This window comes from Streptococcus infantis (assembly GCF_047465035.1).
In the GTDB taxonomy this organism is placed as follows: domain Bacteria; phylum Bacillota; class Bacilli; order Lactobacillales; family Streptococcaceae; genus Streptococcus; species Streptococcus infantis_T.
Genome location: NZ_JASHAQ010000001.1, coordinates 64,043 through 85,838, shown reverse-complemented (window position 1 = coordinate 85,838; position 21,796 = coordinate 64,043). Strand labels below are relative to the sequence as shown.

General features: G+C 40.3%; 24 protein-coding genes. 6 read left to right on the top strand and 18 right to left on the bottom strand.

Features of this window, described 5'->3' with window-relative positions:
• Nucleotides 1–67: 67 nt before the first annotated feature.
• From QM406_RS00455 to QM406_RS00435, 5 genes are all read left to right on the top strand, one after another.
• Nucleotides 68–1,336 (top strand): extracellular solute-binding protein, encoded by a 1,269-nt coding sequence (locus QM406_RS00455; RefSeq protein WP_075232327.1) that lies wholly within the window; start codon nt 68–70, stop codon nt 1,334–1,336.
• Between the two features lie 96 nt (nt 1,337–1,432).
• Complete coding sequence (locus tag QM406_RS00450) at nt 1,433–2,722, top strand: carbohydrate ABC transporter permease (protein WP_282434658.1); 1,290 nt, start codon at nt 1,433–1,435, stop codon at nt 2,720–2,722.
• Nucleotide 2,723: 1 nt separating this feature from the next.
• The gene (locus tag QM406_RS00445; protein ID WP_045613887.1) at nt 2,724–3,566 is read left to right on the top strand and encodes a sugar ABC transporter permease; all 843 of its coding nucleotides are present in this window, start codon (nt 2,724–2,726) and stop codon (nt 3,564–3,566) included.
• 204 nt (nt 3,567–3,770) lie between these two features.
• A complete protein-coding gene (locus QM406_RS00440; RefSeq protein WP_414273095.1) occupies nt 3,771–4,571 on the top strand; it encodes a DUF1189 domain-containing protein in 801 nt (266 codons plus the stop codon).
• Nucleotides 4,572–4,580: 9 nt separating this feature from the next.
• The gene (locus tag QM406_RS00435; protein WP_281335257.1) at nt 4,581–5,567 is read left to right on the top strand and encodes a LacI family DNA-binding transcriptional regulator; all 987 of its coding nucleotides are present in this window, start codon (nt 4,581–4,583) and stop codon (nt 5,565–5,567) included.
• A gap of 122 nt (nt 5,568–5,689) precedes the next feature.
• Here the strand turns inward: QM406_RS00435 and QM406_RS00430 are convergent, their stop codons facing one another.
• The 13 genes from QM406_RS00430 to QM406_RS00370 form a co-directional block, all read right to left on the bottom strand.
• Entirely contained in the window at nt 5,690–6,631 is a 942-nt protein-coding gene (locus tag QM406_RS00430) for a YitT family protein (protein ID WP_315640302.1), read from the bottom strand.
• Complete coding sequence (gene aspS, locus QM406_RS00425; RefSeq protein WP_414273094.1) at nt 6,609–8,372, bottom strand: aspartate--tRNA ligase; 1,764 nt, start codon at nt 8,370–8,372, stop codon at nt 6,609–6,611. Before aspS ends, QM406_RS00430 begins: the two co-directional genes overlap by 23 nt.
• Nucleotides 8,373–8,520: 148 nt before the next feature.
• Nucleotides 8,521–8,736 carry a hypothetical protein gene (locus QM406_RS00420; RefSeq protein ID WP_049508793.1) on the bottom strand — a complete coding sequence of 72 codons (216 nt, stop codon included), beginning with the start codon at nt 8,734–8,736 and terminating at the stop codon, nt 8,521–8,523.
• An 18-nt stretch (nt 8,737–8,754) separates the two neighbouring features.
• Nucleotides 8,755–9,396: a lysostaphin resistance A-like protein gene (locus QM406_RS00415; protein ID WP_414273093.1), complete on the bottom strand. Its 642-nt coding sequence runs from the start codon at nt 9,394–9,396 to the stop codon at nt 8,755–8,757.
• Between the two features lie 9 nt (nt 9,397–9,405).
• Nucleotides 9,406–10,119 carry a DUF3169 family protein gene (locus QM406_RS00410; protein ID WP_414273092.1) on the bottom strand — a complete coding sequence of 238 codons (714 nt, stop codon included), beginning with the start codon at nt 10,117–10,119 and terminating at the stop codon, nt 9,406–9,408.
• Nucleotides 10,120–10,174: 55 nt separating this feature from the next.
• Nucleotides 10,175–10,897, bottom strand: a complete 723-nt coding sequence (locus QM406_RS00405; protein ID WP_153224586.1) for a DUF3169 family protein — start codon at nt 10,895–10,897, stop codon at nt 10,175–10,177.
• 13 nt (nt 10,898–10,910) lie between these two features.
• Nucleotides 10,911–11,261, bottom strand: a complete 351-nt coding sequence (locus tag QM406_RS00400) for a PspC domain-containing protein (protein WP_281335251.1) — start codon at nt 11,259–11,261, stop codon at nt 10,911–10,913.
• On the bottom strand, nt 11,258–11,461 hold the full coding sequence (locus QM406_RS00395) for a hypothetical protein (RefSeq protein WP_153224588.1): 204 nt from the start codon (nt 11,459–11,461) through the stop codon (nt 11,258–11,260). The genes QM406_RS00400 and QM406_RS00395 overlap by 4 nt, the downstream gene beginning before the upstream one ends.
• The gene (locus QM406_RS00390; protein WP_001176235.1) at nt 11,461–11,667 is read right to left on the bottom strand and encodes a helix-turn-helix transcriptional regulator; all 207 of its coding nucleotides are present in this window, start codon (nt 11,665–11,667) and stop codon (nt 11,461–11,463) included. Before QM406_RS00390 ends, QM406_RS00395 begins: the two co-directional genes overlap by 1 nt.
• A 9-nt stretch (nt 11,668–11,676) precedes the next feature.
• Nucleotides 11,677–12,144, bottom strand: coding sequence for a hypothetical protein (locus tag QM406_RS00385; RefSeq protein ID WP_194251809.1), 468 nt, complete (start codon nt 12,142–12,144; stop codon nt 11,677–11,679).
• The gene (hisS, locus tag QM406_RS00380; RefSeq protein WP_153224590.1) at nt 12,144–13,424 is read right to left on the bottom strand and encodes a histidine--tRNA ligase; all 1,281 of its coding nucleotides are present in this window, start codon (nt 13,422–13,424) and stop codon (nt 12,144–12,146) included. Before hisS ends, QM406_RS00385 begins: the two co-directional genes overlap by 1 nt.
• 80 nt (nt 13,425–13,504) lie before the next feature.
• Complete coding sequence (locus tag QM406_RS00375; RefSeq protein WP_414273091.1) at nt 13,505–14,752, bottom strand: transporter; 1,248 nt, start codon at nt 14,750–14,752, stop codon at nt 13,505–13,507.
• 189 nt (nt 14,753–14,941) lie between these two features.
• A complete protein-coding gene (locus tag QM406_RS00370; protein ID WP_281335249.1) occupies nt 14,942–15,793 on the bottom strand; it encodes an Rgg/GadR/MutR family transcriptional regulator in 852 nt (283 codons plus the stop codon).
• 131 nt (nt 15,794–15,924) lie between these two features.
• On the opposite strand from QM406_RS00370, the gene QM406_RS00365 reads away from it, so the two are divergent.
• On the top strand, nt 15,925–16,494 hold the full coding sequence (locus QM406_RS00365; protein WP_414273090.1) for an MptD family putative ECF transporter S component: 570 nt from the start codon (nt 15,925–15,927) through the stop codon (nt 16,492–16,494).
• Nucleotides 16,495–16,700: 206 nt separating this feature from the next.
• On the opposite strand, the gene QM406_RS00360 is transcribed toward QM406_RS00365, so the two are convergent.
• The 5 genes from QM406_RS00360 to QM406_RS00340 all read right to left on the bottom strand — a co-directional run bounded on the left by QM406_RS00360 (nt 16,701) and on the right by QM406_RS00340 (nt 21,795).
• On the bottom strand, nt 16,701–17,393 hold the full coding sequence (locus tag QM406_RS00360; RefSeq protein WP_004250431.1) for a methionine ABC transporter permease: 693 nt from the start codon (nt 17,391–17,393) through the stop codon (nt 16,701–16,703).
• A gap of 1 nt (nt 17,394) precedes the next feature.
• Complete coding sequence (locus QM406_RS00355; protein WP_075232311.1) at nt 17,395–18,456, bottom strand: methionine ABC transporter ATP-binding protein; 1,062 nt, start codon at nt 18,454–18,456, stop codon at nt 17,395–17,397.
• Nucleotides 18,449–19,822 carry a M20 family metallopeptidase gene (locus tag QM406_RS00350; RefSeq protein ID WP_414273089.1) on the bottom strand — a complete coding sequence of 458 codons (1,374 nt, stop codon included), beginning with the start codon at nt 19,820–19,822 and terminating at the stop codon, nt 18,449–18,451. Before QM406_RS00350 ends, QM406_RS00355 begins: the two co-directional genes overlap by 8 nt.
• A 122-nt stretch (nt 19,823–19,944) precedes the next feature.
• Nucleotides 19,945–20,799, bottom strand: coding sequence for a MetQ/NlpA family ABC transporter substrate-binding protein (locus QM406_RS00345; protein WP_000694516.1), 855 nt, complete (start codon nt 20,797–20,799; stop codon nt 19,945–19,947).
• A 153-nt stretch (nt 20,800–20,952) separates the two neighbouring features.
• The gene (locus tag QM406_RS00340; RefSeq protein WP_045762539.1) at nt 20,953–21,795 is read right to left on the bottom strand and encodes an amino acid ABC transporter substrate-binding protein; all 843 of its coding nucleotides are present in this window, start codon (nt 21,793–21,795) and stop codon (nt 20,953–20,955) included.
• Nucleotide 21,796 lies beyond the last annotated feature (1 nt).

Sequence of the window (21,796 nt, the reverse complement as noted above, 5' to 3'; positions counted from 1 at the left end):
GTTCATAAGAGAAAACGTTTGCGTTTCCTTGAAATCAAAATTTGTTATTCTTTAGGAGGAATACACTATGTCAACTAAATTCATGAAGAGCGCAGCTGTACTTGGTACTGCTACTCTTGCTAGCTTACTTTTAGTAGCTTGTGGAAGCAAAACTGCTGATAAAACTGCTGACTCTGGTTCATCAGAAGCGAAAGAAATTACTTTCTACGTTGAAGATCAATATAAAGCTTTTGCAGAATCAGCTGCCAAAGCTTACGAAAAAGAAGCTGGTGTAAAAGTTACTATTAAAACAGGGGACCAATTAGGTGGACTTGACAATCTTTCACTTGATAACCAATCAGGTAAAGCTGCTGACGTCATGATGGCACCATACGACCGTGTAGGTAGCCTTGGTACTGACGGACAACTTTCAGAAGTTACTTTGAGTGACGGTGCTAAAACAGACGATACTACTAAATCTCTTGTAACTGTTGGTGGTAAAGTTTATGGGGCTCCAGCCGTTATCGAGTCACTTGTTATGTACTATAACAAAGACTTAGTGAAAGAAGCTCCTAAGACATTTGCTGACTTGGAAGAACTTGCTAAAGATAGCAAATATGCCTTCGCTGGTGAAGACGGAAAAACTACTGCTTTCCTAGCTGACTGGACTAACTTCTACTACGCATATGGACTTCTTGCTGGTAACGGTGCCTACGTGTTTGGACAAAACGGTAAAGACCCTAAAGATATTGGTCTTGCTAACGATGGTGCTATTGCAGGTATCAACTATGCTAAAACTTGGTATGACAAATGGCCTAAAGGTATGCAAGATACTGAAGGTGCTGGAAACTTGATCCAAACTCAATTCCAAGAAGGTAAAACAGCTGCTATCATTGATGGACCTTGGAAAGCTCAAGCATTCAAAGATGCTAAAGTAAACTACGGTGTTGCAACTATCCCAACTCTTCCAAACGGTAAAAACTACGCAGCCTTTGGTGGTGGTAAAGCTTGGATCATCCCATCAAGCACTAAGAACCTTGAAGGAGCTCAAAAATTCGTAGACTTCCTTGTTTCAACTGACCAACAAAAAGCATTCTACGATGCAACAAACGAAATCCCAGCTAACACTGAAGCTCGTACTTACGCTGAAGGTAAAAACGATGAGTTGACTACTGCTGTTATCAAACAGTTCAAGAACGCTCAACCAATGCCAAACATCTCTCAAATGTCAACAGTTTGGGACCCAGCTAAAACAATGCTCTTTGACGCTGTAAGCGGTAAGAAAGATGCTAAAACAGCTGCAAATGATGCTGTAACATTGATTAAAGAAACAATCCAACAAAAATTTGGTAACTAATTGATTGATTCAAGGGGGATTTAAAACTTATCCCCCTTGATTTTTAGATATTAACAGAACTCAGCTTGACGTTCACATCTTATGAAAGGAGTACTCATGGAACAACAACCAAGAAAAGCAGCCTTGCTTTCATTGATTCCTGGGTTGGGGCAAATCTATAACAAACAAAAAGCCAAAGGTTTTATCTTCCTTGCTGTAACATTAGCTTTTGTCCTCTATTTTATAGTACTTGCAGCACCTGAATTGAGCAACTTGATCACACTCGGTGAAAAACCTGGCCGTGACAACTCTCTCTTTATGTTGATTCGTGGTGCATTTCACTCTATTTTTGTAATTGTTTATCTAGCATTTTATATTCTCAATATTAAAGATGCTCATACCATTGCAAAACGTATCAATAATGGCATTCCTGTCCCATTGACACTTAAGGATATGATTAAAGGTATCTATGAAAATGGATTCCCATACTTGCTCATTATCCCATCTTACGTTGCCATGACATTTGCCATCATCTTCCCAGTTATTGTAACCTTGATGATCGCCTTTACTAACTATGATTTCCAACATTTACCACCTAATAAATTGTTGGACTGGGTTGGATTGACCAACTTCACAAATATCTGGAGCTTGAGTACCTTCCGTTCAGCCTTTGGTGCCGTTCTTTCTTGGACTATTATCTGGGCTTTGTCTGCATCAACTTTACAGATTGTAATCGGTATCTTCACAGCTATTATTGCTAACCAACCATTCATCAAAGGAAAACGTATCTTTGGTGTTATCTTCCTTCTGCCTTGGGCAGTTCCAGCCTTCATCACTATCTTGACATTCTCAAACATGTTTAACGATAGTGTTGGTGCTATCAATACTCAAGTTTTACCACTTTTTGCTAAAGTTCTTCCATTCCTCGATGGGGCACTCATCCCTTGGAAAACAGACCCTACTTGGACTAAGGTTGCCTTGATTATGATGCAAGGTTGGCTTGGATTCCCTTATATCTATGTCCTTACTCTCGGTATCCTACAGTCTATTCCAAACGACTTGTATGAAGCAGCTTATATCGACGGTGCAAACGCTTGGCAAAAATTCCGCAACATTACTTTCCCAATGATTTTGGCTGTTGCGGCACCTACTTTGATTAGCCAATACACCTTCAACTTCAACAACTTCTCTATCATGTACCTCTTCAATGGTGGTGGTCCTGGTAGTGTCGGTGGTGGAGCTGGTTCAACCGATATCTTGATCTCATGGATTTACCGTTTGACAACAGGTACAGCTCCACAATACTCTATGGCGGCAGCTGTTACCTTGATTATTTCAATCATCGTCATCTCTATTTCTATGATTGCCTTCAAGAAACTACACGCATTTGATATGGAGGACGTCTAAGATGAATAACTCAATCAAACTAAAACGTAGACTGACTCAAACCCTCACTTACCTCTACTTGATCGGACTTTCAATCGTCATTATCTATCCTCTTTTAATCACGATTATGTCTGCCTTCAAGGCTGGTAACGTTGTGGCCTTTAAACTCGACAGCAATGTCAACTTTAGTCTTGATAACTTCAAAGGGCTCTTTACAGAAACCTTGTACGGTACCTGGTACCTTAATACTTTGATCATCGCTTTGATCACTATGGTCGTTCAGACAAGTATTATCGTGCTTGCTGGTTATGCTTACAGCCGTTACAACTTCTTGGCTCGTAAACAAAGTTTGGTCTTCTTCTTGATTATCCAAATGGTGCCAACAATGGCCGCTTTGACTGCCTTCTTCGTTATGGCCCTCATGTTAAATGCCCTTAACCATAGCTGGTTCCTCATCTTCCTATATGTAGGTGGTGGTATCCCTATGAACGCTTGGTTGATGAAAGGTTACTTTGACACCGTGCCAATGTCTCTCGATGAATCTGCAAAACTGGATGGTGCAGGACACTTCCGCCGCTTCTGGCAAATCGTTCTCCCTCTCGTTCGCCCAATGGTTGCGGTACAAGCACTCTGGGCCTTCATGGGACCTTTCGGAGACTACATCCTCTCTAGTTTCTTGCTTCGTGAGAAAGAATACTTTACAGTTGCCGTTGGTCTCCAAACCTTCGTCAACAATGCGAAGAACTTGAAGATTGCCTACTTCTCAGCAGGTGCTATCCTCATCGCTCTTCCAATCTGTACACTCTTCTTCTTCTTGCAAAAGAACTTCGTTTCAGGACTTACAAGCGGTGGCGACAAGGGGTAATATACCCCCGCCACCCTTTTTCATTTTTGAACTAATGCTGATATAGTCTGGTGAGAAACAAGAGATTATTGAGAATACCCTCATTGTTAGTTGATAAATTTTATTAATAGTCTACTTTCAACAAGGATTCGTATCCCCTGCTTGAAATAAAACACATTTCTCTATATAATACTCGTATAGAAAAATGCCTATAGAAAGAGATTTATGTTACCATATCCGTTTTCTTATTTTAATAGTATTTGGGGATTCCGTAAGCCCCTCTCTCATCGTTTTGGTCTAAATTGGTTTCAACTGATTTTTACCAGTATTTTCTTGATTAGCTTGTCTATGGTTCCTATTGCCATCCAGAACAACTCTCAGGACACCTATCCTTTAGAAACCTTCATCGATGATGTCTATGCTCCTCTGACGGACGATGTCGTACAAGATTTAGCTGCAAATACTCAGATTAATAACGGGAAGCTAAGCTATACGGGTTCAACTCCTCATCAAGTTTCTGTTCAAATCGGAGACGCTTCTAGTGCAAACTTTCCTGAGGAACTACTTCTTAACTTTGAACCTGAGCAACTCGTCATCAGTAAGCAAGGAAAAGAATTGACTAGTATTCGCTATCATGCGATCACGACCGAGAGCTTCCAGAGCAAGGAAAGCTTAACACAAGCCATTTCTAAAGACTGGTATCAACAGAATCGTGTCTATGTTAGTCTCTTTCTTGTGTTAGGTTCTAGCTTCCTCTTTGGACTTAATTTTTTCATCGTTTCTCTAGGTTCTAGCCTCTTGCTCTACTTTACGAAAAAATCACGTCTCTTTTCATTTAAAAGCTATAAAGAGTGCTATCATTTCATTTTGAACTGTTTAGGATTACCAACCTTACTTGCCATGATTCTCGGTCTCCTAGGCCAAAATATGGCAACTTTAATTACTGTTCAAAACATTTTATTTGTTCTATACCTGGTCACTATCTTTTACAAAACGCATTTCCGTGATCCAGACTACCATAAGTAGGAGATTATTATGCCTGTTACGATTAAAGACGTGGCCAAGGCTGCAGGGGTTTCACCCTCAACCGTAACCCGTGTTATTCAAAATAAATCAACCATTAGCGATGAGACTAAAAAACGAGTTCGTAAGACAATGAAAGAGCTCAATTATCATCCTAACCTCAATGCCCGAAGCTTGGTTAGTAGTTATACGCAGGTCATTGGTTTAGTTCTTCCAGACGACTCCGATGCCTTCTATCAAAATCCTTTCTTTCCTTCTGTCCTACGTGGTATTGCACAAGTTGCTTCAGAAAATCACTATGCCATCCAGATTGCAACTGGAAAAGATGAAAAAGAACGCTTAAATGCAATTTCACAGATGGTCTATGGAAAGCGTGTAGACGGTCTTATCTTCTTGTATGCCCAAGAAAATGATCCCTTGGTAAAATTAGTTTCAGAAGAACAATTTCCTTTCCTCATCCTTGGAAAATCCTTGTCCCCTTTTATTCCACTTGTTGACAACGATAATATTCAAGCTGGTTTTGATGCAACCGAATACTTCATTAAGAAAGGATGTAATCGAATCGCTTTCATCGGTGGAGCCAAGAAACTCTACGTTACGCAGGATCGTCTAACAGGTTACGAACAAGCCCTTCAAGAACACAAACTTCCTCTTGATAGTCAACGTACCTTCTTTGCAGATGAATTTCTTGAAGAAAAGGGATATAAATTTAGTAAACGTCTCTTCAAACATGATCCTCAAACTGATGCCATCATTACAACAGATAGCCTCTTAGCTGAAGGTGTTTGTAACTACCTCAACGATCACAATCTCAATATCCCTGTACTCAGCTTTGATTCTGTTAATCCAAGATTAAACCTAGCGGCCTATGTGGATATCAATAGCCTCTCTCTGGGACGTACTTCATTTGAAACCATCCTGCAAATCATCAGCGATACCAAAGAAAATCGTCAAATCTGCTATCGTCAAGTGATTGCCCACAAAATCGTTGAAAAATAAAAAAGCCCAACTCTGACAATGTGTTCAAGAGTTGGGTTTTTCGTTCTATTCATTGTTACAAATAACTATTAGTAAACTAGAGCAAGGTATCACTAATGGAATTTGAAGATGTCCTGAAATCTTTAGTTTTCGACCTCTACAAATCGGCCTAGGATATGAACGTTTTCTGAAACAGAAACAAAGGCTGTTGGATCAACTTGCTTCATGATTAATTTAAAATCATTGAACTCTGCACGAGTGATAACCGTAATCAAAACAGCCTTACGCTGGTGATTATAAGTTCCTTCAGCATCATGGATCATGGTTGCTCCACGGTGCAATTTATTATGGATTTTCTCAATGACGGCATCTGGATTGCTAGTAACAATCATGGCCTGCATGCGTTTTTGCTTGGTGAAAACTGCATCTGTCACACGACTTGAGACAAAGATGGTAATCATGGAATAAAGGGCATATTTCCAACCAAAGGTCACTCCTGCAATCAACATGATTGTACCATTAACCAAGAAAGAGATACTTCCGACGTTACGACCAGTCTTCTTACGAATGGTTAAGCTGACAATGTCTGTTCCTCCACTGGAGATGTTATGACGTAAAGCAAAGCCGATCCCCAATCCCATGACAACACCCCCAAAAAGGGCATTGATGATGGGATCCTCTGTTAAGACCACCACAGGCACAAACTGGATAAAGAGCGAGCTCATGGATACCGTGATAAAGGTAAAAATCGTGAACTTATGCCCAATTTGATACCAGGCCAAAATCATGAGAGGAATATTGATGGCATAAAAGGCTACTGAAATCGGGAAATGAAAACCAAACCAGTGGTTACTAAGGGCAGATATAATCTGAGCTAAACCTGTCGCACCACTTGAATAAACGTGCCCTGGTTGGAAAAAGAAATTGACGGCTACTGCTGATAGAAAACCATATACCAGAGAAGCTGAGATTTTTTCATCGTATTTTTCTCGAGAAATACTTTGTAAAACACGCAAAATCCTTACTCGATAAGCAAAGCGGCGAAGATAATGGTACCACTTTTTAGTTAGTTTCGTTTGTTTCATCTTGTTCTACTTGTAGATTAAGTTCCTCTAGTTGTTTAAGAGCTACTGTTGATGGTGCTTGCGTCATTGGGTCAGTTGCCTTATTGTTCTTAGGAAAGGCGATGACTTCGCGGATATTTTCCTCTCCAGCGAGCAACATGACAAAACGGTCAAGACCGATAGCCAAACCACCGTGTGGTGGGAAACCATAGTCCATAGCTTCCAAAAGGAAACCAAACTGGTCATTGGCTTCTTCAGCTGAGAAACCAAGAGCTTTGAACATGCGTTCTTGGAGTTCTTTTTGGTTGATACGAAGACTACCACCACCAAGCTCATAACCGTTCAAGACGATATCATAGGCAATGGCACGAACCTTAGCCAAATCACCTTCAAGCTCATGAGCAGTTTCTGCTTGAGGAAGGGTAAATGGATGGTGGGCACTCATATAACGCCCTTCTTCTTCAGACCATTCAAACATTGGCCAGTCAACAACCCAAAGGAAGTTAAATTTATCCTGATCAATCAAGCCTAGTTCTTTAGCAATACGTCCACGAAGGGCACCAAGTGTTGCATTGGCTACTTCAAGCGTATCAGCCACAAAGAGAACCAAATCCTTATCTTCAAGACCAAGTGCTGCAGTCAATTCTGCTTGGATACCAGTCAAGAATTTCGCAACTGGTCCGTTTAATTCTCCATCAACAACCTTGACCCAAGCAAGACCTTTGGCACCGTACTGTTTGGCTACTTCGGTCATCTTGTCGATATCTTTACGTGAATAGTTGTCCGCAGCTCCTTTGACCACAATGGCTTTTACAGCAGGTGCTTCTGAAAAGACTTTAAAGTCAACACCTTTGACCACTTCTGTCAAGTCCTGAAGCAACATCTCAAAACGAGTATCAGGCTTGTCAGAACCATAAAGAGCCATAGCATCGTCGTACTTCATACGAGGGAATGGCAGGCTTACTTCGATTCCTTTTGTTTCCTTCATCACGCGCGCAATCAAGCCTTCTGTGATATCTTGGATTTCTTGCTCAGTAAGGAAAGACGTTTCCAAGTCGACCTGAGTAAACTCAGGTTGGCGATCTCCACGCAAGTCCTCGTCACGGAAACATTTGACAATTTGGTAGTAACGGTCAAATCCAGCATTCATCAACAACTGCTTGGTAATCTGTGGACTTTGAGGAAGTGCGTAAAAATGCCCTTTATTAACACGAGATGGCACCAAATAGTCACGCGCTCCTTCTGGTGTTGACTTAGAAAGGAATGGCGTTTCCACATCGATAAATTCCAACTCATCCAAGTAGTTACGGATAGAATGAGTTACCTTGGCACGAAGTTTAAGGTTTTCCAACATCTCTGGACGACGAAGGTCAAGGTAACGGTAACGCAAACGCGTATCGTCATTCGCCTCAATGCCATCCTTAATCTCAAATGGTGTTGTTTTGGCTGTATTAAGCACTATCAGAGCCGTCACATTTAACTCAACTGCACCAGTCGCCAACTTATCATTGGCTTGCTCACGTGCAGCAACTTGACCAGTCACCTCGATGACAAATTCGCTACGAATGCTTTCAGCTATTGCCATTACCTCTGCAGATACTTTTTCTGGGTTGATAACCAACTGCATGATTCCTTCACGGTCACGAAGATCGATAAAGATCAAACCACCAAGGTCACGACGACGGGCTACCCATCCTTTCAAGGTAATTTCTTGTCCGATGTGTTCCTCACGAACACGACCAGCATACATACTACGTTTCATGTTTTCTCTCCTCTTTTATTCTGTTACTATTTTACCATAAAAGCGCAGGCTCTTCATGAAAATCATCAGAAAAGTTGAGAAGAATCCTGCTATAAATGAAAAAATCCAGCAAAGTCATTCGCTGGATCTTATTTTACTTGGTATTTCTTTATTTTTTTCGCTTTTCAGCAATCTCTGCAGCCTTTTTAGGGAGAACAATCTCCGTTGCATAGGCTGTTGCAAATCGCATAATACCTGCAATTGGTGCAAAGATAACTGCTAGATAGTTATAAAAGAAATCCCCTTTAAAAGCATAGGCAAGCCCTCCAATAATGAAGAAGAGAACAACTGCCTGAATCACTGCTAATAATATCACTCGTTTCATGACTTCCTCCTGAGTCTATTATAGCATCATTATCATCACAAATGAAATTAAATTATTTAAGGCATGCAATCCCATACTATAAGCCAGACCACCCTTGTTGATATAAGCCAAGCCCATACTAAGACCAAGGGCACTATAGACTAGGAATTGTTGAGGAGTAGTAGGGAAATGAACAAGCGCAAAAATAATAGTACTTACAAGAAGAAAGAGAGCTGTCTGCTTGATGTTATCCTGTTGAGGGAAGACATAGCGTGCTAACATACCTCTAAAGGTTAACTCTTCTGTCAGAGGCGCAAAGACCACCGCCATAAAGAAAGAGAAAAGAGGTTGATTATGAGTCAATTCTTCTACCATCTTTTGACTGACTGATGGATCATTTGGCAAAAAGAATTGAGCAACAATGGCAAGGGCCCATACCAAGGCAGGCAACCAGATGTATTTGTTAAGGCCCGTTTTTTCTATCGTAACAGTTCCTGTCTTATACCACTTGTATGTTAAGAAGGTAAAAGCTCCTGCTAATAAAATATAAAGCGGAAGAACACCGACTATAGGTGCACCTGAACCAAGAGCAATCAGAGGTAAAGTCTGAATAAAACCGTAGATAAACAAAAATGATAAGAAAGCTAGAACAAACCAGCCAATGTTTTTAAGTGTTTTCATAAGATTCTCCTATTTGAAATAACGTTTTGTTTTTCTTAATTGTGCGATAGTTATGTAAAGATGGATGATAATCAAAAGAACTAAGGCGACCAATTGTATTTCTCGTAAAATAACTGATAATACTATCAATAAAATATAGAGCAATGGCAGTATAATTTGATCCAGCCTAAACAGAGTTAAAAAGGCACTCTCCATCTCTGCCTGCTTTTCTCCCTCATCATAACTGTTAAGATAGGTTAAAATATCTTTTGGAGTGTAATAAGCAGACAGTTTATAGTGTCGAACGATAAAAATAGTTCGCAACAAGTAATTGGCAACAATAATGTATAAGCATAATAGAATAAAAGTAGGAAGAATTAGCAAGGTATTCTTAAATATCGGAGAAATCAGTATAATCCCACTGGTCATCATTGCTATCATCAAAACATTGGAAGAAACCGAACCATAATCCAAGTAACGATAAGCTCTTACATAGGTCTGGTCACTATCTTCTTCCTCTGCCACCCTTTGGTAAAGAGTATAAACTTCGCGACTTTTACCAAGATAATACATGGCTAAAACAAAGGAAAGTCCTCCAATAACGAGAGCGATTCCATAAATAGTAGGTAAGACTTGTTCCATTTGAATCTGTTCAACTATCCCTCTAAGAGTGTAGGCAAAGGCTACTACAAAAGCACTTAACATACACATTACTACTCTCAACCATCTACGATTATTATTCATTTTCTGACCTCTATCTAAACTAGCCAATAACCTTAAGTAGTTTCAGTGATCTTTCCTATTTGAAATAGCGTTTCACCATAGGTATTTGCATCACATTGATATAAATATGGATAACAGCTACGGCTAAAAGTGCTAATAACTGAATTTCTCCTGTAAGTACAGAAACGATATCAATCAAAATATACAAACCTGGTAAAACATATTGGTTTAATTGGAATAAAATCCGAAAGCTCTGCTCCAAATTAGCTTGTCGTTCTCCTTCATCGTAAGAATTGACATAATCTAACACATCCTTTGGAATAGAGAAGAATGACAAATCAAACTGACGAACAATCGAAATCGTCTTGAAAAGATATTTTTGAAGTACTGCAGCTAAAATAAGAGCTGGGACAGAAAGTCCTAGAACGATAGAACTTGTATGGAGTATCATCACTTCATTCATAGAGATGAATAAGGCGAGTATAGTCATAACCGAGACAACGTTAAAGGCAATCGTACCGAACTCAAGATTTCGATACATTTGCACATAATAAGTTTCATTCACATCGTCATCTATTTCCATTTGATATAAAGAGTGGAATTTCCTACTCTTTTTTAAAAAATAGATAGTTACAAAAATGCTAATGAAAGCTATCAATAAACAAGATGCTGAAATCCATGGAACTAGAGTATTCAAATTAAAACTTGTGCCCAATGCCCAAGCACGACCTGCAAGCATACCTGTAAAATAGCCTAAAACACCAATCGCTAAGAAGTATAAGATTCGTTTCTTTTTCATTTTCATCCTCCCTCTAAACTAATCCAGCCAACCATTGACCAAAGGCTTTACTTGATTCAAAAATAGCTGTCAAACCTTCTGCTCCAAGCGACACCAAAAGCAAACAAACAACAAATAAGAGAATAGCTTGATTTCTTGCTTTTTTCGCTCTATCTCCCAAGGGCTCATTGCCAAGCCAACCTGCTAGATAAGCATAGGCTGTAACTGTTAAAATACCAATCTCCGTCGAAGAGAGAAACAAGAAGAGCGTCACCAAACGAACGATGTTGGTTTGGATGTTAAAATAATTTCCTAAACCTGCACAAACACCTGCAAGTGCTTTGTCTTCAGTATCGACTTGAAAACCTGCTAAAAATTCTTTCATAACTTTTCTCCTTTTACGAGCTCTTTGAATTTTATCTTTCTCTCTACCCATCTAAAGACTAATAGTAGCACTAAATTTATCCAGAAGAGATACTTACTTTCAACGATTGTAAACCAACCAAATAGGCTTCCAATCATAGCCAAAAGATTCACGATAAACACAACGATACAGAGATAATAAATCACTTTATACTTGTTCATCACTCATCCTCCTCTAAGCGAAAAACTGACTCGACTGGCTCATTGAAGATCTGAGCAATCTTCAGAGCAATGACGATGGAGGGCGTGTACTCATCCCGCTCTAGCAAACTGATGGTTTGCCTGGACACGCCAGCTAGTTTGGCCAGCTCGGTTTGATTCAGGCCATCGCGAGCCCGAAGCTCTTTTAGACGGTTTTTTAGTTGCATGTTACACACCTACTCTCCATCAAATTCAACGGCTTGGATATCCTCAATACGTTGCAACTTGAATTTTTCTTTCCCATTTTTATCAACATGACGTAGTTTGACCCATTCCTCATCAACATCCACAACTTCCCATAAATTTGTTCCAAACACTTGTCCAACGATTGTTGGTTTTTTCCCAATTAATTCTTGCAATAATCTTGACATATCTATATTTCCTTTCTCTTTTCTTTCGATTACCTTTAACCTTTTCTCTAACCGCTTGATTTTTTTAGATTGACTACTATAAATCAAGACGAGAAAAGGAAAAAAAATCCATACCCACATGTGGCCCCCTCCTAGTTCTTTATTTCTTAACTTGATTTCATTGTAACATATCTTTTTATTTTTGACAATTATCTTTGTCAAAAAGTTTAAGATTTTTGTCATTTTGCAAAAGAAAAAGGTCAGGAATAAAATCCTGACCAGTTTATCTATCATTAAAACCCTAGTTTTTCAAAGATTTCTGAGAAGTTTTGGCTGATTGTCTCAAGCGACACTTGCACTTCTTCTCGGGTTTGATTGTTCTTGACCGTTACTTGTCCGCTTTCGACTTCGCTCTCACCTAGAGTGATGAGGGTCTTAGCCGCAAAGACATCGGCTGACTTGAACTGAGCTTTGAGTTTACGATTGAGGTAATCACGCTCTGCTTTGAAACCTTGTTGGCGAAGGGCTTGTACCAATTCCAAAGCCTTGACATTTGCCCCTTGACCCAAGACTGCGATATAGACATCTAGGGCGTTTTCGATAGGGAGGGCCACACCTTGCTTTTCAAGGATGAGAAGCAGGCGCTCTACACCAAGTCCAAAACCAAATCCAGCAGTTTCAGGGCCACCAAAGTAAGCAACCAAACCATCGTAACGACCACCCGCACAGACTGTCAGGTCATTGCCCTCAATCTCAGTGATAAACTCGAAAATAGTGTGGTTGTAGTAGTCTAGACCACGCACCATATTGGTATCGATGATGTAGTCTACACCCAGATTCTCCAACATCTGACGCACAGCATCAAAATGAGCTTGGCTTTCTTCATCAAGGAAATCCAAAATAGAAGGCGCATTCTCTACTGCTACCTTATCTTCTTTTTCCTTAGAGTCCAAGACACGGAGAGGATTTTCCTCCAAGCGACGTTGGCTATCCTTAGACAAGGTTTCCTTGAGCGGTGTTAAGTAGTCAATCAAGGCCTGACGGTAAGCCGCACGGCTCTCAGGATTTCCAAGAGTGTTGAGGTGCAATTTAACACCTTGTATGCCAATTTCTTTCAAGAAGTGGGCTGCCATAGCGATAGTTTCCACATCGGTAGCTGGATTGCTAGAGCCAAAGCACTCCACACCAATCTGGTGGAATTGGCGCAAACGACCTGCTTGTGGACGCTCATAGCGGAACATTGGCCCCATGTAGTAGAACTTACTTGGTTTTTGAACTTCTGGTGCGAAGAGTTTGTTTTCCACATAAGAACGAACGACTGGAGCAGTTCCTTCTGGACGGAGGGTAATATGACGGTCTCCCTTGTCGTAAAAGTCATACATTTCCTTGGTTACGATATCAGTTGTGTCTCCAACAGAACGACTGATGACTTCGTAGTGCTCAAAAATAGGAGTACGCACTTCTGCGTAGTTGTAGCGTTTGAAGATTTCACGCGCAAAGCCTTCAACGTACTGCCATTTGGCAGACTCAGCAGGTAAAATATCCTGCGTTCCTTTTGGTTTTTGTAATTTCATAGGGAATCCTCTTTATAACTTAATAGTCCTATTTTACCATAAATGAGGGGATTGGGACAGTGTGAAAAGAAGACGAACACCTAAATTTCATGTTTGAGATTAAGACTAGCTAGGAGAATCGCAAGCAAGGAAAGCCCAACAAACAGAGCCCATGTTAACTGTATATCCCATACTGCCACCAGTGAAAAACAGGCTGTCCCCACTGGTATAGATAGAGTAAACAACAAACCTAAAAAATTACTGGTACGAGAGAGAACCTCTGGAGCAAGATTTTTCATGAGCAGAGCACTAATCTTTGGAGAAATTTTCCCAGAAACATACATGGTAAAAAAGACGAAAAGCATCCCGAGCAAGACTTGGTTTAACAAATTAGATAGACCAACTAGACTGGCTCCTAATGTGACCCACATCATCAACCTAGGTAGAGATTGCTTCCCAAAATAGTCATTTCCCGTAAGACTACTGATGATAACTGCTAATAAGGTAATCAATTGTAAGATAAACAAGGCATCCTTGTAGGAAAAATTCAGTAAGGAATGATTTAAAAGGAAGATGTTATAGATACCACCTAAGGCACCACCCAAAGCATTGATAAGCAAGATAGCAAAGAGCATAAAACCAAAGTTTTTCTGTCCACTTTTAAGAAAAACGAGACGTAGGTTTCGGTAAATCGTTAAAAATTGATCTTTGATAGAAAGTTTCTCATTTTTCAGTGATTTACTATCAACAAGTGGAGTTGATAAGCTTAATTCAGCCCTTCCTAAAAAGAGAATGAGAGCTGACACTAGGAAAAATATGGCATTGATTCCCGCTACAAGCGAAAAGTTCTGTGTTGACACCCCTAATAGCCATACTCCGAAAGCCTGCCCGCCAATCGCAGAGATGTAGGTAATAAACTGTGAAAAGGAATAGGCCTCCATCAAATCTTGCTCTGCTACTTTTTCTTTAACGAGAGGCATTCGCAAGCCACCCGCAAAATCACTGGCTACATCACTAATGACATTGATGAGGCAAAGGGTCGAAAAGGCAAAGAAACTAGCTTGCTGAACAACTAGGGCTGCTAGAAAAAATAAAACCGCCTGAAATAAACCGACATAGGTCATCCATTTGACCTTGTCCTTGGTATAATCTGCCCGAATCCCCACAAAAACTGTAAAAAGAGTTGGAAGCATCATCACAACATTCGCCATGGCAACGGCAACAGAAGCCTCTGGCAAAGTCGAGGCATAGACCACAAACACTAAATTAAAAATGGAAGCTCCAAAAGCATTGAAAAATCGTGATAAACTCAAAACTCTGTATGCTTGATTTCTTAGTAATAGTTTCATATAGATTCCTCTCTTTCTCACATACTACTTTTATGGTAGCTCTAGTATAGCATCAAGAATCTTACGAGAAGACATTTTTGAATATATGCAACAGACTAAACTGATAACGAAAACGATAGAATTTGTCTAATGCTAATAAGTATCTTCACAGTCCTATCGTTTCAAGTTATTTTATCTAGTTGCAGATATTCAACACTCCATGGTGCTTCTATAATAGTCAGCAGATCTGCTACAACCAATCATCTCGAAAATACGAATAGCGTCCTCCATCTTTCTCTGCCCTTCCTCTGCTCTTCCTTGCTTACTATCAAGCAAACCTTCTGCCCAGAGGTAGACTATTCGAAAATAGGTTTCATTTTCTTCAAAAAAGTTCTTTTCAATTTGTTTTTTAAAATAGAGGGCATTGGTAAAATCATCAATTTCAATACAGGCCATAAAAGCATTGAGGAGCAAGGTATGCATTATATTTCGATTTTTCCCAACTCCTTGCAAGAAATCTGACTTCCGCAACATTTCTCGAGAGTACTTTGTAAAAAGCTGGACTGATAAAAGCGGAGAGCAGGAAGAAAAGAACAACAATTCATAGTGTCCCCAAATTTCGACAGAAAATAGATAATCATGTAGGACTCTTTCTTCCTCAGCGGTCAATGTAACCGTCTCATCAATGGCTTTCATATAGGATTTTATTAAAATAGCATTGAGAATATGTTGCTGTCTATCTTTTGAAAAAGGAAGTTGTTGATACTCTCTCTGGTAGAGAGTGCGCAAGGATGTCAAATCTTGAGGGTCAATAGCCTCAACTATTCTGTTTCTAAATTCAGAATAGGCATCTTGATGAAAACCTCTCGCCAAAAATAACAATTCTTCCATACTCGCATGAATATTCTCCAAAGCTGTTATTAACTTTGGAGCAGATATTTCACTCTGACCATTTTCAAAACGCGACAATAAGGATGCTGAAAAGCGTCCACCTGTTGCTTTTCTCAAGGAAATTTTTCTTGATTCTCGTAACTCTTTAAAAACTTTTCCTAAATTCTTCATCCTCTTACCACTCGTCTTTTATTTTTTCCTATTTTACCACATTTCCTAATAAATACTAGTTCCAAACCAGCATTTACAATCTGCCACAGGCATGATACAATGAATAACATCAGATATACGAAGGAGAATTTATGAAAAAGAATATCTTGACGACCCTTGTAGCTGCCCTTGTCTACTTTCTCTGTATCGGAGTGGGTGTTCTACTAGGAAACCTTGTCGACCACACTGGAAATATGTTTTACGCCCCTGCTTTTTCTGCTCTTGTGGGTGGTAGCGTCTATATGATCCTTTTAGCAAAGGTTCCTCGTTTTGGAGCGATTACTACGATTGGACTTGTAATTGCTCTCTTTTTCCTCGGGAGCAAGCATGGTGCTGGAGCCTTTCTGCCAGGTATTATCTGCGGTCTTGTAGCAGATGCCATCGCTCACCTAGGACATTACAAGGATAAGGTTAAAAACCTTCTTTCCTTCCTAGTTTTTGCTTTTGGTACTACAGGTCCCATCCTACTCATGTGGTTGACACCTCAAGCTTACATAGCAACCCTAGTTGCTCGTGGAAAATCTCAGGACTATATTGATCGCATCATGGTCGCGCCTAACCCTGGTACTATCCTTCTCTTTGTAGCAAGCGTCCTTATCGGCGCTCTACTCGGTGCCCTTATTGGACAAGCGCTGAGTAAGAAATTCGCAGATAAAATGTGATAGAAAAAGAGCCACACGGCTCTCAGTAGGTAGACAAACCCTTTCGGTAATTAAAGGAGCTTTGTTACTACATCTTGAAAACTCTTAGAAATGCTGAAACATGCTCTTTTTAAGAGTTTTTTTATTTTCTCTAGTAAAAGAAAAAGATTGAAGAAAATTGTCCAAAATTGACTTTTTCTTCAATCTGAGAGCCACTTGGCTCTTTTTTATTTATGACTTAATTTCTTGGTCAAAAAGTCTCCCAAGAACTGAATTGTAAAGATAATCAGGATAATGATGAGTGTCGCAAGGACTGTTACATCATGATTGAAACGGTTAAATCCATAGGCGATAGCTACGTTACCGATACCACCTGCTCCGACCGCTCCCGCCATAGCTGTTTCACCGACTAGTGAGATCAAGGTCACCGTTGTCACACGGATCAAGTCTGGTAGACCTTCCGATAGGTAAACACCTACGATGTCCCAAAAAGTAGCTCCGCTAGCTTGAGCTGCCTCGATGACACCGCCATCTAGCTCTGCCAATACCACCTGTACCTGACGAGCAAAGAAGGCAAAGACTGCAAAAGATAGGGGTACAATAGCCGCATTTGGTCCGATACTTGTCCCTACGATTAGATGAGAGAAGGGTGACAAGACAGCCAAGAGAATGATAAATGGCACCGCACGGAAGATAGAGGTAATCTTGTCTAAAATCCAGAAAACAACTTTATTTTCCAAGACACCACCTGGAGCTGTCAAGACAAGGAAAAGCCCTGCAACCAGCCCTAGGAAACCTCCGATGATGAAGGAAAGAACCGTCATATAAAGGGTCAAGTAAATTGCTGTTCCCCAGCCAGCCTGACCAGACCAACCCATCTTATAGACGTTTGGTAAGTATGCTTTAATCAATTCTGCCATCTTACTGTCCTCCCTTCAATACTTTTAGTTGCACACCAGCTTGACGGATAGCATCTTGAGCGTTTGCCAAGGCTTCTTTTTCCCCTGACAAGACAACCACAAGTTCACCCACAGGAGTACCATCCAAAATTTCAATGTTCCCATAGAGAATATTGGCTGTTACTTGGTAATGTTTGTACAATTCATTCAAAAGTGGCTCATCTGTAGAAGCTCCTGCATACTTGAGTTGTACCAAAATGCTGTTTTCAGATAAGTGCTCTACGATTTCCTGTTTCTCAATCTTGACCATAGCTTCATCGATACCTGTCGCAGTCGAGATAAAGTCCTGAGTCAATGGTTGCTTAGGATCAGAGAAGATTTCAAGAACGCTACCTTCTTCAATCAATCGACCATCCTGCATCACTGCTACACGGTTAGCAATATCTTTGACAATCTGCATCTCGTGTGTAATCAAAACAATGGTCAAACCTAGTTTACGGTTCAATTCTTGCAAGAGTGACAAGATTTGTTTCGTTGTCTTTGGATCCAGAGCTGAAGTTGACTCGTCTGAAATCAAGATTTTTGGATCATTGGCCAAGGCACGCGCAATAGCCACACGTTGTTTTTGACCACCAGATAATTGTGAAGGATAGTTTTCGGCACGATCTGCAAGACCAACTAAGTCCAACAACTTAGCTACTTTAGCCTTCTTTTCTTCCTTGCTGAGTCCAGAGTGTTTGAGGGCAAAGGCTACATTTTCCTCTGCTGTTTTCTGGCTCATCAGGTTAAAGTGTTGGAAAATCATCCCAATATCTTGACGTTTATGACGTAATTGCTCCGCAGTTAAGGTAACCTTGCCATCAAAAATTACATCATTGTCTACAGTAATTCGACCTGCAGATGGTTTTTGCAAGAGGTTAATCACACGAACTAGGGTTGATTTCCCTGCTCCAGAATATCCAACGATTCCGTAGATATCCCCTTCTTGGATGTGAATGGTCACATCCTTGACCGCTGTGATGGTTCTTTTCTTTTGGTGAAAAGTCACGTCGATCTGATCTAACTTGATAATATCTCTACTCATAGCTTCTAATCAGCTCCTCTACTAATTCAATATGGGTGTAATAATCTGCGATTCGCACATTTTCATCTCCACCATGGTCTCGGCTATTAGCATTTCCTAGACCAAAGGCAACCATAGGTACTTCTAAGGCATCAAAGACCGTATGCATAGGTCCTGTCCCTGCAGTTGTTGGCAAGACAGATACGCCCTGTGGATAGAATTTATTGGCCAACTCAATAACATTGAGAATAGATGGTGCACTCATATCGCTTCGATAACTCATCTCACCCAAGGTATAGTATAATTCTACCTTATCAAAGCCGTTTTTGTCTAGTTGTTTCCGGATTTTATCCAAAACATCATGCGGGTCCAAGCCAGGAACCAAACGAACTTCTAGCTTGGCACTAGCCTCTGCTGGTAGAATCGTTTTAACACCTTGCCCTTGATAACCTGACTGGATACCCTCGATATTGAGGGCTGGCTCAAAGAAGAAACGTTTGAGAAAGGCTGTACGTTCCTCTTGTAAAAGTGGCAATTCCAAGCCATAAATCTGGCTGATTTCCTCTGGATTGCGTTGGGCATAGGTTTCAACCAAGGCTAACTCTCGTTCGTTAGGCTCTTGAACCTCATCGTACAAGCCCTCAACTAAAATACGTCCATCTGCAGCTCGCAAACTGGTCAAAGCTTGAATCAGATACCAAGGCGCCGACTCTACAATACCGCCATAGCTAGAGTGGATATCCACATCAGCACTCTTGACCTTGGCATCAAAGGTTACAATCCCCTTGTTCCCACCAGAGATTTCTAGCTGTTCCAAGGCATTTTTGGTTCCCTGTTCCCAGACTAACAAGTCAGCGCCTCGCAACTTATCTGCGTGCTTTTCTAGGTATTTGTCCAAATCAACAGAGGCTGACTCCTCTGCCCCTTCCATGATGAAACTGATATTGACTGGTAGATCATCATGATGCTGCATGTATTTTCTAAGAGCACTCAAGCGGGCAGTGATATGTCCCTTGTCATCATCAACCCCGCGTCCATACATGATGCCATCACGCACAGAAAGCGTAAATGGATCCTCTGTCCAGACTTGGTCGCCATCCGCAGGTACGGTGTCATAGTGGTTGTAGAAAATGATAGTCTTGGCATTTGGGCGTGAACTTTTAAAATGCGCCATGACAAAGGGTGCCGTATAACTCTCATCAATCTCGACCTCTGCACCTACACGCTTGAAAATTTCGCCTAGATAACGAGCCACCTCTTTCAGGCCGACTTGTTGGGCAAAGACTGATTTTTTAGAAATCAAGGTCCGCAAAACTTCAAAATAATGTTGCGCTACATGATCTTTTTCAAACTTTTCAATTTGTTCTTCTTGGCTAGGGAAAACCATTTTATCTCTACCTTTCTACTAGGACTTGTACCTTTGGAATCAATACAAGTGGATATTCCTTTTCTTTAGTCTCTATATAAAAGCAAGAGGTGGAAAAAATCTCTCCCACCTCCCTATGTTTATTACCAAACTGGTTGATCCAAGCCGTCTGAAGTTTCTTCGATGACTTTTTTCACTTCATCAGTATGGTAAGCTGCGATAATTTTCTTGATTGCATCAGCTTTAGGTGATGATTCCCAATCTTTTTTCGCAACGATGATGTTGTACCATTGTTTTGAGTTTTCGTCAGCTTGCTCTTTAAAGAGTGCTTTCTTGTAGTCCAATTTTGCTTCTGTAACAAAAGTGTTGTTTACAACTGCTGCATCAACTGAAGTCAATGAACGAGCTGTTTGGCTAGCGTCCAACTCAGTGATTTTCAAGTTCTTTGGATTTTCTTTGATGTTTGCGATTGTAGCAAGTTCAGTTCCTGAAACATCCAATTTAATCAAACCAGCTGATTGAAGAAGGTAAAGGGCACGGCTTTCGTTAGTAGCATCGTTTGGAATAGCAATTTCACCGTTGTTTGGGATTTCTTCCACTTTAGTGTACTTGTTTTCTTCCCCATTTTTACCTGAGTAAAGGCGGATTGGTGAGATATAAGTATCTGCAATCGCTACAAGGTCTTTACCGTTTTCTTTGTTCCAGTTGTTCAAGAAGTTGTAGTGTTGGAAAGCGTTCAAGTCTACTTCACCATCAGCAGTTGCTTTATTTGGTTGTGAGTAGTCTGTAAACTCTGTGAATTCCAATTTAATTCCGTCTTTTTCAACCAATTCTTGGACTTTGTCCCAGCGTGCTTCTTCTGAACCGCTACGGTTAACAGTCGCGATTTTAACTGTAGTTGTGTTGTCTGCTTTCTTGTCTGAATTTCCGCAAGCTGCAAGTGCAAGGCCTGCTACTGTAGCGATAGCTGCTACGCCTAACCATTTTTTAATTTTCATGATTCGTTCTCCTTTAAAAATAATACTGTAATAGTATCTCACACTTTATTTGATTTCGCAAATTGTTATTAGATAGGCAGACATATAGTTTTAAACTATATGTCTAAAAGTTACAAAATCATCCACCTACGAGAGAATGGATGATTTACAAACTTATTTGATGTCAGCTTCTGCTGGGAGGTAAGAACCACCAAAGAACTGTTGAGATAATTTTTCAAGCGTTCCGTCTTTGTAGAGTTCTTGGATGCGTTTGTCAACAAATGATTTCAATTCATCTTGACCTTTTGCAAGAAGTGGGTATACGTAAGGTTGTTGGTCGCTTGGAAGTTCGATGACTTTCAAGTTATCCAAACCTTGGTTTTTGATAACTGTTTCTACACCGATTTTATCAAAAATCTTGTAGTCAAATTGTCCATCGCTCAAACGTCCCATGATTTGTTGGAAGTCAGCCTTTGTATAGTTAAGGACAGTTGGGTTATCTGCGTGTTGTTTGTTGTATTCTTCCAATTGTTTAGCTGATGTTGTTCCTTGAACGACCTCAGTAGATTTTCCACCGATATCATCAAGCGATTTGATGCTGTTATCATCTTTCTTAACTACGAGAACGTTAGGGTTTTTAGCAGTTGGTGCTGCGTAAAGATATTTTTCTGCACGTTCTTTAGTGTAGCTGATGTTGTTAACCGCCATTTGGTAACGATCTGCGTCAAGGCCTGCAAAGATTCCTGACCATTCTGTCTTTTCAAACTTGACATCATACTTGTCAGAGTCTTTAAAGATAGCGCGAACAACCTCAATCTCAAAACCAGTCAACTCACCATTTTCTTCATAGTTAAATGGTTTTGGTGACGCGTTAGTTGCTACAACGATTTCTTTTTTACCAGATGTTGCTTCACCAGATGCAGCATCTTTCTTTTCACCACCTGAGCAAGCTGCCAATACACCCGCGGCAACAAGTCCTAGGGCAGCAAGTGATGAATACTTAACGATTTTTTTCATG